Origin of the sequence: Methylibium rhizosphaerae, assembly GCF_006386545.1 — a bacterium.
Taxonomy (GTDB): Bacteria; Pseudomonadota; Gammaproteobacteria; order Burkholderiales; family Burkholderiaceae_C; genus Pseudorivibacter; species Pseudorivibacter rhizosphaerae.
The window spans coordinates 1-16,307 of sequence record NZ_SWAR01000011.1 but is presented as its reverse complement, the minus strand read 5'-3'; the positions used below and the strand labels follow the sequence as shown (position 1 = coordinate 16,307).

The 16,307-nt window shown below is 68.3% G+C and carries 11 protein-coding genes; 10 read left to right on the top strand and 1 reads right to left on the bottom strand.

Translation table 11 applies throughout. The features are described 5' to 3' along the window. The 10 genes from E8D38_RS10380 (at position 1) to E8D38_RS10335 (ending at position 14,582) form a co-directional block, all read left to right on the top strand. Positions 1-1,242 (top strand): GTP cyclohydrolase II, encoded by a 1,242-nt coding sequence (locus tag E8D38_RS10380; RefSeq protein ID WP_140628894.1) that lies wholly within the window; start codon positions 1-3, stop codon positions 1,240-1,242. After that, the gene (locus E8D38_RS10375; RefSeq protein ID WP_140628891.1) at positions 1,239-2,498 is read left to right on the top strand and encodes a URC4/urg3 family protein; all 1,260 of its coding nucleotides are present in this window, start codon (positions 1,239-1,241) and stop codon (positions 2,496-2,498) included. Before E8D38_RS10380 ends, E8D38_RS10375 begins: the two co-directional genes overlap by 4 nt. A gap of 10 nt (positions 2,499-2,508) precedes the next feature. Continuing rightward, on the top strand, positions 2,509-3,135 hold the full coding sequence (gene upp, locus E8D38_RS10370; protein ID WP_140628888.1) for a uracil phosphoribosyltransferase: 627 nt from the start codon (positions 2,509-2,511) through the stop codon (positions 3,133-3,135). Next, complete coding sequence (locus E8D38_RS10365; protein WP_140628885.1) at positions 3,132-3,803, top strand: TetR family transcriptional regulator C-terminal domain-containing protein; 672 nt, start codon at positions 3,132-3,134, stop codon at positions 3,801-3,803. The genes upp and E8D38_RS10365 overlap by 4 nt, the downstream gene beginning before the upstream one ends. Before the next feature lies 1 nt (position 3,804). Beyond that, positions 3,805-5,082, top strand: a complete 1,278-nt coding sequence (locus E8D38_RS10360; protein ID WP_140628882.1) for an amidohydrolase family protein — start codon at positions 3,805-3,807, stop codon at positions 5,080-5,082. Between the two features lie 130 nt (positions 5,083-5,212). Beyond that, positions 5,213-6,745: a sensor histidine kinase gene (locus tag E8D38_RS10355; protein ID WP_219851704.1), complete on the top strand. Its 1,533-nt coding sequence runs from the start codon at positions 5,213-5,215 to the stop codon at positions 6,743-6,745. Between the two features lie 29 nt (positions 6,746-6,774). Continuing rightward, positions 6,775-7,299, top strand: a complete 525-nt coding sequence (locus E8D38_RS10350; protein WP_140628877.1) for a DUF4231 domain-containing protein — start codon at positions 6,775-6,777, stop codon at positions 7,297-7,299. 211 nt (positions 7,300-7,510) lie between these two features. Further along, entirely contained in the window at positions 7,511-11,101 is a 3,591-nt protein-coding gene (locus E8D38_RS10345; RefSeq protein ID WP_140628874.1) for a hypothetical protein, read from the top strand. 756 nt (positions 11,102-11,857) lie between these two features. Continuing rightward, positions 11,858-12,268: a hypothetical protein gene (locus E8D38_RS10340; protein ID WP_140628871.1), complete on the top strand. Its 411-nt coding sequence runs from the start codon at positions 11,858-11,860 to the stop codon at positions 12,266-12,268. Positions 12,269-12,272: 4 nt separating this feature from the next. Further along, the gene (locus tag E8D38_RS10335; protein ID WP_219851702.1) at positions 12,273-14,582 is read left to right on the top strand and encodes a response regulator; all 2,310 of its coding nucleotides are present in this window, start codon (positions 12,273-12,275) and stop codon (positions 14,580-14,582) included. Between the two features lie 134 nt (positions 14,583-14,716). Here E8D38_RS10335 and E8D38_RS10330 read toward each other — a convergent pair whose 3' ends face one another. Then, a complete protein-coding gene (locus E8D38_RS10330) occupies positions 14,717-15,760 on the bottom strand; it encodes an ABC transporter substrate-binding protein (protein ID WP_140629174.1) in 1,044 nt (347 codons plus the stop codon). Positions 15,761-16,307: the final 547 nt, after the last annotated feature.

Below are 16,307 nucleotides of genomic sequence, written 5' to 3'. Positions count from 1 at the left end.
ATGTCCGAGCACATCGTCCTCACCTCGCACCCGCGCGGCCGCAAGGCAGGGGGCTTCCTCGACCTGCACTGGGGCGCGGCCAGCGCGGCGGAGCGCGGTCCGGTGGTGGCCAGCCTCACCAACCCGGCGATGCGCAATGCCATCGGCACGCATTCGGGCGCCTACGCCGTGTACCGCGCCCTGGCGGTGGCCTCCGGCGCGCTGCAGCGCGACCACCGGCCCGACCTCACCAACACCGCGCCGGCCGAAAGCATCGGCCCGCACCCGCAATGGGCGGACCCGACGAAGATCGTCTCGCTCGACCCCTGGGGCCACCTCGTGTCGAGCGCGTTCGGCGAGGCGATTGCCGCCGGGGTGGACGTGCGGCCCACCATCGCAGTCACCAAGGCGCACATCAACATGCCCGAGCTGCTGGGCGCCATTGCGGCGGGGCGGCTCGAGCCCGACGGCGAGATCCTGTCCGCCAACGGCGACGTGCGGGTCACCAAGGCGGCCATCGACCCGGTGTGGTACCTGCCCGGGCTGGCCGCGCGATTCGGCATCAAGGAAAGCACGCTGCGGCGCAGCCTGTTCGAGCAGACCGGCGGCATGTTCCCGGAGCTCGTGACGCGCTCGGACCTCAAGGTGTTCCTGCCGCCCATCGGCGGCATGACGCTGTATTTCTTCGGCGACGTGGCAAAGCTGGGGCGGCCCGAGACCCGGGTGGCCTGCCGCCTGCACGACGAGTGCAACGGCTCCGACGTCTTCGGCTCCGACATCTGCACCTGCCGGCCCTACCTGGCCCACGGCATCGAGGTGTGCATCGAGATGGCGCAGCAGGGCGGCGTGGGCCTCGTGGTCTACAACCGCAAGGAGGGCCGGGCGCTCGGCGAGGTGACCAAGTTCCTCGTCTACAACGCCCGCAAGCGCCAGGCCGGCGGAGACCGCGCCGAAACCTACTTCGAGCGCACGGAATGCGTGGCCGGCGTGCAGGACATGCGTTTCCAGGAGCTGATGCCCGATGTCTTCCACTGGCTCGGCATCACCCGCATCGACCGCTGGGCCTCGATGAGCAACATGAAGCACGGCGCGCTCACCGCGCAGGGCATCGAGGTGGTTGAGCGGGTGCCGATTCCCGATGCGCTGATCCCGGCCGATGCGCGCGTGGAAATGGACGCGAAGAAGGCTGCCGGCTACTTCTCGCAATACACACCCGACGCTGCCGAGCTCGCGCTCGCCAAGGGCAGGGGGCTGCAGGAATGAGGCTGCCGTATTCGCATGCGCCGGGGTGGCACACGCCGGTGCCGGAAGACCACCCGGCCTCCGCGCTGCTCACCGCCGAGGCGGTGCGGGAGCGTTGCGCGCAGGTCATGGCGCGCGTGGAGCGCGGCGAGTCGCCGCACTTCGCCTGGCTGCCGCAGCAACTGGAGCCGACCGCCGCCTACGTGGTCGAGACGCTGCGCGAGCACTACCCGGACCTGCGGGTGCCGTATCACAGCCGCTGGCGCCATTTCGAGGCGGGCGGCATCGACCGGTGGTCCGAGCTGGTGGCCCGCACGCCGTCGTGCAGCCTCGATGCGCAGGAGCGCGCCCGGACCCGCATCGACCTGGTGATCCCCAGCGTGCTGCTCGATGCCGGCGCCGGCGCTGCCTGGCGCTATGCCGATGCACCGCACGGCATGACGCTGGCCCGCTCAGAAGGCCTGGGCGTGGCGAGCCTGGCGCTGTTCGAGTCGGGCGCGTTCTCGTCCCACGCCGGCCAGCCGCTGCGCAGCGATGCGACCGCGCTGGCGCACCTGCAGACGCATCGGGTGGCCGAGGCCTTCCAGGTGGGGGCGGACAACCCGCTGGTCGGCCTCGAGGGCCGGGCCGCGCTGCTGCGGCGGCTGGGCGAGGTGGCGTTTGCCACGCCGGTGGTCTTCGGCTCGCCGGGCCGGCTCGGGCACCTGCTCGACTTCATCCGGCTGCATGCGCAGGACGGGCGCATCGAAGCCGGCTTCGTGCTCGCCACCCTGCTGCGCGCGCTCGGCCCGGTGTGGCCGGGGCGCATCGAGCTGGGCGGGGTGTCGCTGGGCGATTGCTGGCGCCATCCGGCAGCACGCGACAGCCTGGTCCCATTCCACAAGCTCACCCAGTGGCTCACCTACTCGCTGCTCGAACCGCTGGAAGAAGCCGGCCTCGAGGTGACCGGGCTCGATGCCCTGACCGGCCTGCCCGAATACCGCAACGGCGGCCTGCTGCTCGACCTCGGCCTGCTGCGTCCGCGCGACGCGGGTTTCTTCGCCCGGCGCTGGACGGTGGCCGACGAGCCCATCGTCGAATGGCGCGCCGTCACCGTGGTCGCGCTCGACCGCATCGCGGCGGCCGTGCGCGCACAGCTCGGCAGGAGCGAGGCCGAGTTCCCGCTGGCGCGCGTGCTCGAGGGCGGCACCTGGGCGGCCGGCCGGCGCATCGCCGCGCAACGGCGCGAGGGCGGGCCGCCGCCGGTCGCGATCGACAGCGACGGCACCGTGTTCTGAGGAGGAGACCATGACCGTCACCGTCGTCAACCACCCGCTGCTGCAGCACAAGCTCACCTATGTGCGCAGCGCCGACACCACCACCGACAACTTTCGCCGCCTGGTGCGCGAGATCGCCGCGATGCTGGCCTACGAGGTGACGCGCGACCTGCCCACCGAGATGATCACCGTGACCACGCCGGTGGCGACCTGCGAGTCGCCGGTCATCAGCGGCAAGAAGCTGTGCCTCGTGTCCATCCTGCGCGCCGGCAACGGCATGCTCGACGGCATGATCGACCTGCTGCCGGGGGCACGCGTGGGGCACATCGGGCTGTACCGCGACCCTGAAACGCTGGAGCCGGTGGAGTACTACTTCAAGGTGCCCGAAGACATCCACGATCGGCTGGTCATCGTGGTCGATCCGATGCTGGCCACCGGCAACTCGGCGATCGCCGCGCTGCACCGGCTCAAGGAAGTGGGCGTGAGCTCGCTGAAGCTGGTGAACCTGCTCGGCTCCCCCGAGGGCGTGCGTGCGGTGCAGGCGGCGCACCCCGACGTCCCGATCACGCTGGCGGCCATCGACGAGCGGCTCAACGAGCACGGCTACATCGTGCCGGGGCTGGGCGACGCGGGCGACCGCATCTTCGGCACCAAATGACCCACGCCGCTGCCGCTGCGGTTGCCGTTGCGGCCGACACCTCCGCACGCAAGGGCCGCATCCGCCAGGCCAACGAGGCGGAGATCCTGCGCGCTGCCGAATCGGTGTTCGCGCGCAAGGGCTTCACCGGCGCCACGATGGCCGCGATCGCCGAAGCCGCCGGCCTGCCGAAGGCAAACCTGCACTACTACTTCCGCACCAAGCAGGAGATCTACCGCGCGGTGCTGGGCAACATCCTCACGCTGTGGCTGGCCGGCACCGACGCCATAGAACCCCGAGCCGAGCCGGGCGAGGCCCTGGCGCGCTACATCCGCGCCAAGATGACCCTGACCGCCGAGCGGCCCGACGCGTCGCGCGTGTTCGCCAACGAGCTGCTGCATGGGGCGCACGAGGTGGGTGCCCTGCTGCGCCGCGAGCTGCGCACGCTGGTGCGCGCCAAGGCCTCGGTGATCGACGCCTGGGTGGCCCAGGGCCGCATGGCGCCGGTGGACGCGACGCACCTGTTCTTCACCATCTGGGCGGCGACGCAGACCTATGCGGACTTCGAGCCGCAGGTGTGCGCGGTGCTCGGCAGGCGCAGGCTGACCCAGGCCGACCTGGAGAGGGCGACACGGCACGTGGTGGAGCTGATCCTGCGAGGATGCGGGCTCGACACCGAAGGAGCTTGAGATGCTCGATCTCATCTTGCGAGGCTGCACGCTGCCCGACGGGCGGCGCGACATCGACATCGGCATCGAGTCCGGCCGCATCGTGGCCTTGCAGCCGGCCCTGCAGGCGCAGTCCGCGCACACCCTGGACGCCGGCGGGCAGCTGGTGTCGCCGCCGTTCGTGGACGCGCATTTCCACATGGACTCCACGCTGAGCTACGGCCTGCCGCGGGTGAACGAGAGCGGCACCCTGCTCGAAGGCATTGCGCTGTGGGGCGAATTGAAGCCGCAGCTCACCCAGGACGCGATCGTGGAGCGCGCGCTCGCCTATTGCGACTGGGCAGTCGCCAAAGGGCTGCTGGCGATCCGTTCGCATGTGGACGTGTGCGACCCCAGGCTGCTCGCGGTGGAGGCGCTGCTGCATGTGCGCGAACGGGTGAAGCCCTACCTGGAGCTGCAGCTGGTCGCCTTTCCGCAAGACGGCGTGTTGCGTTCGCCTGGTGCGAAGGAGCACCTGAAGCGCGCCCTCGACATGGGCGTCGACGTGGTGGGCGGCATTCCGCATTTCGAGCGCACGGCCGGCGAAGGCGCCGAGAGCGTGAAGTGGCTGTGCGAGCTGGCGGCCGAACGCGGGTTGCGGGTGGACATGCACTGCGATGAAAGCGATGACCCGCAGAGCCGGCACATCGAGACGCTTGCCTTCCACGCGCAGCGCCTGGGCCTGCAGGGCCGCGTGGCCGGCTCCCACCTCACGTCCATGCATTCGATGGACAACTACTACGTGTCGAAGCTGCTGCCGCTCATCAGGGAGGCGGGCGTCGCGGCGATCGCCAACCCGCTCATCAACATCACCCTGCAGGGCCGGCACGACAGCTACCCCCGGCGCCGCGGCATGACCCGCGTGCCCGAGCTGCTGGCCGCCGGCGTGGAGGTGGCCTTCGGTCACGACTGCGTGATGGACCCGTGGTACGGCCTGGGCAGCGCCGACATGCTGGAGGTGGCGCACATGGGCCTGCACGTGGCCCAGATGACCGGCCAGGCCGCGATGCGCCGGTGCTTCGAGGCGGTGACCAGCGCGCCGGCGCGCATCCTGGGCCTGCAGGGCTACGGCCTCGAAGCGGGTGCCCGGGCCGACCTGGTGCTGCTGCAGGCGCGTGACCCGGTGGAGGCGATCCGGCTGCGCGCGACACGGCTCATGGTGGTGAAGGCGGGGCAGGTGGTGGCCCGCACCCCGGCTGCGACCGCCGTGCTGAACCTTCCGGGGCGCAGGCCGAACGAGGAAATCTCGTTCCAGCGCTGATCGCCTGGTGCGGGGGCGGGGCGGGGCAGTGTGCGGGCGTGACATGCCCGACCCGGCCGACTATGCTTTGAGCTCGCCGGCGGCCATGCCGCGGGCGATGCTTCAACGAAGGCGAGGGGAGGCTCGACCGATGGCGAAGGCTGGCGCTCCCGTCGGCGACCTGATCCGCACCAAGGACTGGAGCGCCACGCCGCTCGGTCCGCGCGACGGCTGGCCGGTCACCCTGCATCACTGCCTCGGCATGCTGGTCGATCTGCCCGCAGCCGCCGCCATCTTGTGGGGTCAGCAGCATCTGCAGCTCTACAACGAGGGCTACTCGGTCCTTCTGGGCCCGCGCCACCCGCAGCACCTGGGGTCGCCCTTGCAGGACGTCTGGCCGCAGGCGCATGCGGTGATTCATCCATCGGTGTTGCGGGTGCTCGAAACGGGAGAAGCCGTCCGGCTCGATCGCAGGCAGGTGCCGGTGGACCGCTCCGGCTTCACCGAGGACGCCTGGTTCAACATTTCGCTCAGCGCCTTGCGCGACGACCACGGGCGGGTCGCAGCCGTGCTTGTGCTCATGACCGAGGTCTCCGAGGCCGTGCTGGGCGAGCGCCGAACCGGCGTGCTGCATGCGTTGTCGAGCCTGGCCGCGCATGCCGCCCAGCCCCATGAGGTGATGCGCCGGGCCGCCGAAGTGCTCGGCCAGCATGCCGCGGACCTTCCGTTCTGCCGCCTCTACGCCGTGGATCCTGCTGACGGCCGGTGGCAACCGGCTGCCGATGAGCGAGCGCCGGTCCTCGTCGGCGACCGGCCGGTGCGTACGCTCACCTTGCCTATCGTCACCGGCGACGGGCAGGGCACCGTCGCGGTGCTCGTCGTGGGCCTCAGCCCGAGCCTCGCTTACGACGACGCGTACCAACGCTTCATCGAACGGGTGGCCATGGAAGTTTCCACGCTGATTTCTGCAGCCCGCGCGCGCGAAGAGCTGAGCGCCCAGGTGGCGCGCGCGAACGAGGAGCTGGAGTCGTTTGGCCACGCGCTGGCGCACGACCTGCGCTCACCCCTGTTCCAGATCAGCGGATACAGCGATGTGCTGCTGCAAGACCATGGCGACTCGCTCACCGGCGGGGCCCGCGAATGCCTCGATCGCGTGCAGCAGGCCACCCGCAGGATGGGCCAGAGCATCGAAGACCTGCTGGTGTTTTCGCGCGTGGCGCGTGCCGAGTTGAAGTGCCGGCCGGTCGACCTGAGCGTGCTGGCACAGGAGATCATCGATTCGATGCGCCAGCGCGAGCCGCAGCGGGAGGTCCGGTTCGAGGCGATGCCGGAGCTGGTGACCTCCTGTGATGCAGGGCTCCTGCGGGTGGTCCTTGCCAACCTGCTGGGTAACGCATGGAAGTACACCAGCCGCCAGGCCCAGGCGTATATCGCGTTTGGAGCTGCCACGCAGCCCGATGGCCGGACCTACTTCGTACGCGACAACGGCGTTGGCTTCGACATGGAGCACGCCGGCAGGCTGTTCAAGCCGTTTCAGCGGCTGCATGCGGCGGCCGAGTTTCCGGGCAGCGGAATCGGTCTTTCCACCGCGGCCCGCATCGTGCGCCGGCACGGAGGGCGGATCTGGGCCCTGGCCGCTGCGGGCGAAGGCGCCACCTTCCACTTCACGATCCCCGGGGACTGACGATCAAGCATAGGCAGGAGGGCATCAAGATGGTTGCTTCACCTTACTCCGCACGGACACCCGAGGCCTACCTTCAAACGCGGGTTGATTACAAGACGGAGGCCTATGCACGCAAGGGCGATCGCTATCGATGGAGCTATCTCTGCGTGGCGTCGGTCGCTGCCGTCGCGGCTGCGGCCGTGCCTGTGCTGATCAACGTGAAGGACGTGCCGTCCATCATTCCAACTCTGCTGAGCCTTCTCGTCACCGTGCTCGTGACGCTCGAAGGAGTCTTCCATCTCAGGGAGCATTGGAAGAACTACGACCTGATGAAGTCCTTCTTGCGCCAGGAGGCTTGCCTTTTCCAGGCCAACGCAGGCCCCTATCGCCGCAAGTCGTCCGACGAAGCCTTCGTGCTCCTCGTCGAACGCGTCGAAGACGCGATCGCGAAGGAGCGCGCGCAAACCATAGAAATGCGCACGTCGAGGGCGAATGACGATCCAGGGAAGGAGAAGAGCGAAACGCCCGACCACGCCGGACCGGCTGCCGAGCCCAAGGAGGGGCCGGCACGATGAGCTCCTCCGCGCAGCGATGTCGATGGCATGCGACCGAGGCCGACGGACCAACCGCCGCAGCCGGTGCGCGACCTCGCGCACCGCCGATCGCGCACCGCACCGCACCGCACCGTTGGTGAAGTAGGAGCCGGCTTCGCCAATCGGGACAGCGTTGCGCCGTCTTGCAGCCGCCCATCTCCCTGCAAGGCATGCTTGGCGGCGAGGAGCATCCATGACACATCGCATCAGCGGCGGATCTTCATCGCCGGCGATCAGCAGCGGATCGTCATCGTCGGCGGAATGGAACCCCCAAACGCCGGCCTCTGCATCACGGCAGACACCCGCGCTTACCCGCGCGGACAGGGCCGCACCTGCGGGCGCCCATGAGCTCCAGGCGCGCGCACCGGCGCGCGACGCTGCATCGTCGGACCTCGCGCCGAGGGTCGCGCTCGGCCGGCTGGACCAGGTCTGCGCCCGCCCCCACACCGCCTCCGTGGCGGCCGCCAAGCCTCAGCCGGCCCGGGGGAAGGGCAGGCGCCGGACGTTCGATGCGAAGGCTCTGACGGAAACGCTGCAGGCCGTCCTTGCCGCCAAGGGCCGTGCGGGGGCCGGCGCCGGAGCCGATCCGCTGGCCGACATGGCACGCTCGATGAACCATTCGCGGGAGTTCATCGCGAGCTGGGTGAGCGAAGAGGGCGTCATCCAGAAACGCGCGTTTGAAATTGGCGCGCTGAACGGCTATGAGGCCCATCGTTCCGAGCTGCAGGCCGCGCTGCGCGGCCTGGGCCAGCAGGGCGCCGCGGACGCCCTGCCTGAGCAGGCGGTGCGAAGACAGGAGATCAAGAAGGCCGTCATGGCGCCCCGCGGCCCCGGGCCTCGCAAGCGGTTCACGGCGGAGGACGTGCACGCGATCCTGAGCGATTTCGCGGGCAGGAAGGCGCCCCTCGAGATCGCGGCGGAACGCGGGTTTACAGTGCAGCGAGTGCGTGAATGGGTGGGGAAGAGCCGATGGGAGAAGGCGGGCCTGGCGAAGAGCCTGGCTCGCATGCCGGAGTACGAGCGTCTGCGCGCGCCATTGCAGGAACTGGCCCGGAAGCTCGATCTGCACCAGGGCGATCTGCCACCGCCGGCGGAGGTGAAGCAGCATGTGGACGCCGACCTGCTGGTGCGGGCACTGCAGGCGATGCGCGATCGCATCGAGCGGCCGGACCTGGTTCGCAATCCGGATACGCTGGCAGACGTTGCGCAGAAGATCGGCACCAAGGGAAGCACCATCACCCGCTGGCTGAAGGCGAATGGCGCGCCGCGGAGCGGCGTGTCGAGTCTTACCCGCCTCGACGGATATGCCGAGCGGCTGCCCGAGCTGCGGGAGCTCCTGGTGCGCCTGGGGCACGCGGAGCATGCCGAAGCGCTGCCCGATGCCCCGCAAGCCCCCGCCGAGAACGTCGTCTCCGCGCGCCTGTTGGTGCGTACCCTGCGGGCAGCTAAGGGCTGGGAACAGAAGTCGGACGGGCCACTTTCCGCGAGAGGCCTGTCCCGTCAACTCGACACCTCCGACACCCTTCTGCTCAAGCTGATCACCGTCCAGGACGGCAAGGTGCGGCTGGCCGATCCGAAGGCCGTGGCGACGTATCCCGACTACCGGGACCAGCGTGAGCCGCTGCGCAAGGCGCTCGCGGGCGTGGGTCTGGCCCGGGAAGCCGCTGCCTTGCCGGTCGCCCCTGTCCGTGCCGCCGAGGTCTTGCAGACGTTGCGGGGCCGCCTGCCCGAGGCGGGCAAGGCGCTCGCGGACCTGCGGCGCGACGCCACCCTCTCGCCCGAGGAGGCCGCGCGCCGGCGGGGCGTGTTGCCCGATGTCTTCGCGCTCGTGGCAGCTCCCGGTGGCCGGGTGCGCCCTCGCGCGGAGATCGAACCGCACCTCACCCATCTCGAGCCCCATCTCTCGAAGGGCCTCGACGAGCTGCTCGCCACACTGGGCACGCTGGCACAGGGCGGGACGGCGCCGCGTCCCTCGGAGCGTTCGACCATGAAGCGCGTCGAATTCGCGCCTGCGTTCAACGAGCCGGTGAAACTCTTCGTGGTACCTGCCGGCGACCCGGCCGACGGCAAGGGCAGGCAGCTCGACAATCTCTATGCGGCCAATCCGGAACTCGTGCGCGATCCACGCTCCTACGAGGGCGAGCGATCCCGGCAGGTGCTGCGCTGGCTGTCGACGGCCCTGCGCGAGGCCTTGCCGGGGACCTTGGAAGTGCAGTGCCAGTTCGACCCGGACTCGGGCTCCATCGCCATCGCGACGGGGCGCAACGCGGATGCGCGCCGGATCCGCGATCTGCTTGACAGCGGGGGGCTGGCCGATGCGGCGCGTCAGGCGCTCGACACCGGGCAGCTGGCACCGCGCCAGGCACGCCACGCCCGAAAGCTGCTTCAAGGGCTGGCCGAGGACACCCCGGGCGCGGCGGTCGACCCGGCCGCCCGCCAGGTGCTCGATGCGATCCGCGCCAAGTCCTTCGTGGTGCCTATCGAGGCGTTCGCGCTCGACGGCAAGGAGCTGAGGCTGCATGCCGAGCGCCGTCTCGATCAATGGTCGAAGGAGGCCCGCGGACGACCGCTCGACCCGAGCCAGCTGGCCGGCACCATGCGCCCGTGCGGCACCTGTGCCGACGAGATCGGCCTCGACGACCAAGCGCGGCGCGGGCCCTTCTGGCTCGGCCGGACGGCGCAAGCTTTCTCGGACACCGAGGGCGTGATCGACCGCAATGTCCGGCAGGGGATCCCGACCTATGTCACGCGCAGCCGCGAAGGCCGGCTGACGGTCGACCACGACACTGACAGCGACTCCGACGCTCCAGGGACGCCGCCGCGTGCTGCCTCGCGTGCCGAGCCACCGCGCACCGATTCCCGCGTTGCCCTGCGCATGCCGGCCAAGCGCGGCGCGCCGGCACCGCAGCAACCCGTCAAGCGGCGTGCGCTGGATGTGCCGTCGCGCAAGGACGATGCGTCGGTGGCGGCCCCGCTGCGGCCGCGGGCTTCCTCCGTCGCTGCGGCCGATGTGCCCCTGAGCCCGGGCGATGCACAGATCGTCGCCTTGCACCAGGCCGCGGAGACAGGCGTGGCCGTGCTGCGCCGGCTCGGTGCGGCGCCGGCCTTCGATGTGCCGGTGGGACGGGAGCAGGTGCAGCAGGTGCTGCACGGCCTGCTGGAGGCGGGGCGGCGGAGCTTTCGCGGTGTCGTGCGGCAGCTGGAGCGCGAGACCGACTTCCGGCCGTCACCCACCGTGGCGAACGATGTGCGGGAGATCGCCGCGCAGGCCGGCGTGCTGCGCCGCTCCCTTGCACAGACAGGCTGGCTGCAGGAACAGGGACGACCTGCCCACGGGCTGCCGGCCGCGGCGGTTCCTCCCGGGGAGGTCTGGACGGCGTCGCAGGCGCAGCGCCTGTTCAAGCGCGGCGAGGCGAGCGGGAGAGGGAATGCCTGCTGGTTCGACTCAATGGCCCAGCTCAAGCTGCAGCGCCCGCGCGGTGCGGATGGCGGGCAGCCCCTGGTCGACCACCTTGCACAGCGCCTGCGCCAGGCGGCCGACCGGCTCGGGCTGAGCCGCGACGGGGAGATGTTCGAGGACGACAACGGCGCCATGCACGTGATCGCACGCGCCCTCGAGCTGCAGGTGCATACCTTCCGGCAGCAGGGCGAGGGGCTCGGCCTCAGCGCGCTGCAGTCGGTCGGCTCGCCGGACGACCCGGCGGTCTACCTGCATTGCGACGACACGCATTTCGTGCCGATGTGGCGGCGTCCGGACGAGCCCGGCGCCGGTGCGCCCGCCTGAGCGGCGGCTTGGATGGTGGACGACGGCGTCAAGCGCGCGATGAACGCCGGCTCAGGGTCCGCGAGCTGGGCGGTCGTTGACTGGCGGGGCTTTGGGAGAGCTTCGCGGACTCTGCGGACGTCGGCGAATTTATAGCTGGTGCTCGGGCCTCTCCCGAATGATCATCGGCAATGCGCATGCATGCATTGTTTCTAGCTTAACCATACTTGCTGGTACCCCGACCCGTACCCCCGGGACAACGCAACGCTTGATCGCGGCACCCGGGCAGGTGTCCGATAACCCTAAACAGCTGCGTACGTCAGTCAACAGCGCGACCAGATAGCTGACCTTGGTCCTCACCCCTTCGCCCGCGAGGGTCGGCTGTCGGGGCGTGGGCCCGAACTCACGGACCCGGCCAACACCCGACATACGCGGACGACCGCTACCGCAAGGACCAAGCAATTTTCAGAGCACCGAGCGCACCGCCAACAGCGCTTGCATCGTTTCTCGGCGCTTGCAGCTGAACGCGAGCAGCTTGTCGTGGCCGCATTGCGCGCAGCGCAGCCTCAGTGCACCAGGATGCCGAACTGGCACATCCTGACAGGCCTCGGCAAGCGCCACCGCAGCATTTGGCCGATGGGCCGGAGAGGGCGCGGCGCAAGCCTGAACAATACGTACCCGAACTAGTAGATAAGGAGACCGCCTAGGTATCTTCCCCATTCGCATCCCGCTGCGATGTAATCTCTCATATCGGCTGCAGGGGGTCAGGAGCACAGCGTGCAGAGGATCGGGATTCCCCGGCGCAATGTGTTGCGTTTGGGCAGGCAGGCGGCAGTCTTGGCAGCGGCGCCGGCACTTCGTGGCCAGCAGGCAGTGTCCCAGCTGGCACTCTTCAACCCCGGCGAGTCGGTAGGGCGCGGCGCCGGGCCGTTGTGGCGCATAGTCAGCGCTTTCATGCAGTCCGCGGTCGACGCGTTGGGGCTGGAGGTCCAGTATGGCGAGGGCCACCATCTGCTGATGCGGCGCCAGGCACAACTCCGGGCCCGGGCGGTGCCCGCGTCCGACTACGTGATCCCGGCTCCGGGCGCGCTGCCCGGCGTGGGTTTCTCCGGCCAGGCCCTGAATCCGCGGCTCGGCGGCTTCGACTTCAGGTTGGAGCGTCTGGCCGAGCGCAGCCGCACAAGCTGACCCCATGCCGGCCTTCACACTGGCAGCCGGCCTGCAGACCAAGCTGATGCTGGTCATCGGGCTGCTGGTTGCGCTGTTCGCCGCGGGCATCGCCTTCGTGTTCGTCGAACGCGAGCGGGATCGCCGCCTGCAGGAACTCGAAGCGCGGGCCACGCACGTCTCGGCGCTGCTCAGTGAGTCGCTCGCGCTGCCGCTGTGGAACGTGGACCGGGATTCCGTCGCGCGCCAGCTCGCCGCGCTGTCGCCCAATTCCGAGGTCGCGCTGCTGCATGTCACCGCCGTCAGTTACGGCACCGTGGCCGAAGTGGTCAAGGGCAGCCCTGAAGAGCTGGCCCACGGCGTGGAGCGTGTGGTCGTCATCCGCCACGCGGCCCCGGGCGGCCCGCTGCGCGAGATCGGGCAGGTGCGCATGGTGCTAAGCCGCTCGGTGGCCGAACAGGCGATCGCGCACGCGCGCAACACCATCGCGGCGCTGCTGGCCGGCATGGTGGCCCTGGTGTATGTCCTCACCTTCGTACTGCTGCGGCGCATAGTGCAGGCACCGATTGCGAGGCTGGAGGAAATGGTGGACCGCGTGGCCGGCGGCGACCTGGACGCGCGCTGCACCGTCCGGTCCGGCGACGAGCTGGGCCGGCTGGCGACCCGCGTCAACACCATGGCTGACCGCCTGCGCGATTTCACCCAGCGGCTGGAGCAGACAGTGCACGAGCGCACGGCGCAGCTGGAGCAAGCCAAGCGGTGTGCCGAGGAGGCCAGCGAGGCCAAAAGCGCCTTCCTGGCCAACATGAGCCACGAAATCCGCACGCCCATGAATGCCATCATCGGCTTGTCGCAACTGGTACTCAAGACCGGGCTGACGCCGCCCCAGCGTGACCACATCATCAAGGTCCTGACCTCTGGCCAGCACCTGCTGGGCGTGATCAACGACATCCTCGACTTTTCCAAGGTCGAGGCCGGCAAGCTGGACCTGGAGCACGCCGATTTCAAGCTGGAACCTCTGCTGGACAACCTCGCCTGCGTAATCGGCGAGCAAGCCCGCGAGAAGGGTCTGGAGTTGGTGTTTGACGTGGCTCCTGGCGTACCGTCGTACCTGGTCGGCGACTCTCTGCGGCTGGGACAGATCCTGCTGAACTACGCCAACAACGCGGTGAAGTTCACCGAGAAAGGCGAGATCGTCATTTCGGTGCGGGCCAGCGAGCGCACCGAAGACCATGTGATGCTCAATTTCCGGGTGCGCGACAGCGGCATCGGCCTCAGGCTCGAGCAGCTGGACCGGCTGTTCCAAAGCTTCTCGCAGGCTGACACTTCCATCACGCGCAAATTCGGAGGGAGCGGCCTGGGCCTGGCGATTTCCAAGAGGCTGGCCCAGCTGATGGGCGGCGAGGTTGGCGTGGAGAGCGAATACGGCAAGGGCAGCACCTTCTGGTTTTCGGCGCGGCTGGGGATCAGCACCGCACGCGAACGCACTCTCATGCCGAACCCCGAGCTGCGGGGACGGCGCGCCCTGGTAGTGGACGACAACGCGTACGCCCGGGCCGCCATGGTCACTATGCTCGAAGGCATGACCTTCACCGCGATGCAAGTATCCTCTGGAGCAGCCGCAGTGGACGAAGTTCGGTGGGCCGCGGCCCAGGCCACGCCCTACGACGTCATCTATCTGGACTGGCGCATGCCGGGCATGGATGGAATGGAGACGGCGCGCCGCATCAAGGCACTCGGACTGGAGGGGCCGTCGCTGCTTCTGATGGTGACAGCTTACGGTAGTGAGGAACTGCTACAGCAAGCGAACGCAATCGGCATCGACAACGTGCTGATCAAACCAGTCACCGCCTCGCCCCTGTTCGACATCACCATGAGCGCGCTGGGCGAACGGCAGGGCGTCAGGGCAATGGCGGGTGACGAGGCTGACCAAGCCGACGGGCGCCTCGTGGCGCTGCACGGCGCGCGCGTGCTGCTGGTGGAGGACAACGACATAAACCAACTGGTGGCCACCGAACTGCTGGAAGACTTCGGCCTGGTCGTGGATGTTGCCGGCAACGGCCAGATCGCGCTGCACATGGTGCAGCAAGCGTCCTACGACCTGGTCTTCATGGATATGCAGATGCCGGTCATGGACGGTGTCACGGCGACGCGGGAAATCCGCAAGATCAGGGCACTGCAGAAGCTGCCGATCGCCGCAATGACAGCCAACGCAATGCAGCAGGATCGTCAGAAGTGCCTGGATGCGGGCATGAACGACGTCGTGGTCAAGCCCATCAACGAGCAGGATCTGCGCGCCGTGCTGCTGCGGTGGGTGCATCCAGCCGCCGAGTAAATGGCTGCGGCCGCCGCGGGATATTCCTGGGCGTGAAGCTCCAAATAGCGTTCGCAGACCCTAGACCGCTGGTCGAACAGGCGTTCGCTCGCCTGCGCAAAGACGTCCTGATGGGTTCCAAGTGGAGCGCGCTGCTACCCGCGGCCGTTCACCAGGTCTGTCAGGCTGAACCGATAAGGACCGGGCGCCGGGTTCAGGAACTTGGAATAGCGTGCGACGTCGAGCATGTTCAACCCCTTCATGACGACCTGATCGAACCGATCGAGGTTCTGACGGTGGACGATGACTTGATCGAATGACTGATTCAGTCCTCCATGTCCCGCGAAATCGCGCCCGCGGTAATAGTCGTGGAGGAGCACCGTCGCCCATGCGCCGATGAGAGAGCCGCCGGCAGCGGTTGCCGTAAGACCGCCCTCGCGCACGCTGACCAATGCGTTGGGCCAGCCGCCCATTCCGCCGACGAGGACCGGGGCGCCCTTCGCCTTCACGGCACGCAGCGCGCCGAGCGCCATTGCATCGTTGGCGGCCCAAATGATGTTCGTGTCCGGATAGCGTGCGAGCAGAACGGATGCCTTCTGCTCGGCGTCGTTATAGGTCCAGTCTCCGAACATGAGCTGATGAATGGTGCCGCGTTTGGCATGAACGACATAGTCTTCCATGCCGTCGGCTCGCTCGCGTGAGACTGGGGTCCGTGGATCGCCGGTGATGGCGATGATGCGTGGCTCGCGATCGCCAAGCCGGCCGTACAGGTATTCAATGAGCGTGTAGCCGCTGCTTCTCCCGTTCGACGTTATCGTGCCGATCCAGTTGCTGATCTTCTGGCGCTCGTTGCCGATCTCGCGCCGTTGCTCGGGCGTGAGGTCGTTGTGGATCAGAAGTACCTTTGCAGAGGATCGGGCGAACATCTGCAGAATCGTCGGCGCCGTGAGCTTCTCGTTGACGATCACAACATAGTCCGGCGGGTCGGCGCGCTGAGCCAACTGCTCGGCCTGGCGCAGCGTCACCAGGTGGTCTCTCTCGCCGTAGAGCACTTCCAGGTTCATACCCAGGCTCGCCGCGGCATGTGACATCGCCTGGGCCACGAGTTGCCAATACGGACCGGCTCCGCGTTCGACGGACTCGCCTGGGTTTAGAAAAACGATCCGCGGTTGCTGCTGCGCTCGCACCGGACGAGCCATGCTGAATAAGCCCACATGCGCTGAGGCGAGCAGAAGCGTTCGGCGATTCACAGATCACCCCCTTCGAAACCATTGGGAGCCGTGTGAATTCGCGTCCGCTTCATTCGAACGAGAAGGGTGCAGCACCCGCACAGCCGCGTAAGCAGACTTAACTTTTAGGTCTCATCAGACACATTGTCAAGCTCGACGCGGCCACGGTCCAGAGGGCCCGCGCTGATGATGTCAAGTTGCTCTGCGTACATGTATACGGCTTGCTTGGTGGGCAAGTTTGTCGCATGCCCGCAGCCTCGATGAGATTCGCGCATCCCGTCCTCAGCAGCAGTTCGGCTTGAGGCGTACGCCCCAACCGGAAGGTAGTTCAGGGTCTCAGTATGCTGGTCCGACCCTGCGTTGGTGTCTTTCCTTGTGGACGTCGTTGGGCGCTCCCTTCCCGCTGGTGGGAAGGGCGGGGGGATGGGTGGTGGTTGCTGCTCGTCAAGCAGTCACTGGCCGACGGTATGTCGTCTCGCTGCTAAGCAACGCCTGGATGACGCGCGCATTTCTGTTA

What these genes read in the sequence shown, in the direction of transcription:
- E8D38_RS10335 (WP_219851702.1), top strand. Translation starts at nt 12,273, where the DNA reads ATGCCGGCCTTCACACTGGCAGCCGGCCTGCAGACCAAGCTGATGCTG.
- upp (WP_140628888.1), top strand. Translation starts at nt 2,509, where the DNA reads ATGACCGTCACCGTCGTCAACCACCCGCTGCTGCAGCACAAGCTCACC.
- E8D38_RS10365 (WP_140628885.1), top strand. Translation starts at nt 3,132, where the DNA reads ATGACCCACGCCGCTGCCGCTGCGGTTGCCGTTGCGGCCGACACCTCC.
- E8D38_RS10360 (WP_140628882.1), top strand. Translation starts at nt 3,805, where the DNA reads ATGCTCGATCTCATCTTGCGAGGCTGCACGCTGCCCGACGGGCGGCGC.
- E8D38_RS10345 (WP_140628874.1), top strand. Translation starts at nt 7,511, where the DNA reads ATGACACATCGCATCAGCGGCGGATCTTCATCGCCGGCGATCAGCAGC.
- E8D38_RS10375 (WP_140628891.1), top strand. Translation starts at nt 1,239, where the DNA reads ATGAGGCTGCCGTATTCGCATGCGCCGGGGTGGCACACGCCGGTGCCG.
- E8D38_RS10330 (WP_140629174.1), bottom strand. Translation starts at nt 15,760, where the DNA reads ATGGCTCGTCCGGTGCGAGCGCAGCAGCAACCGCGGATCGTTTTTCTA.
- E8D38_RS10350 (WP_140628877.1), top strand. Translation starts at nt 6,775, where the DNA reads ATGGTTGCTTCACCTTACTCCGCACGGACACCCGAGGCCTACCTTCAA.
- E8D38_RS10380 (WP_140628894.1), top strand. Translation starts at nt 1, where the DNA reads ATGTCCGAGCACATCGTCCTCACCTCGCACCCGCGCGGCCGCAAGGCA.
- E8D38_RS10355 (WP_219851704.1), top strand. Translation starts at nt 5,213, where the DNA reads ATGGCGAAGGCTGGCGCTCCCGTCGGCGACCTGATCCGCACCAAGGAC.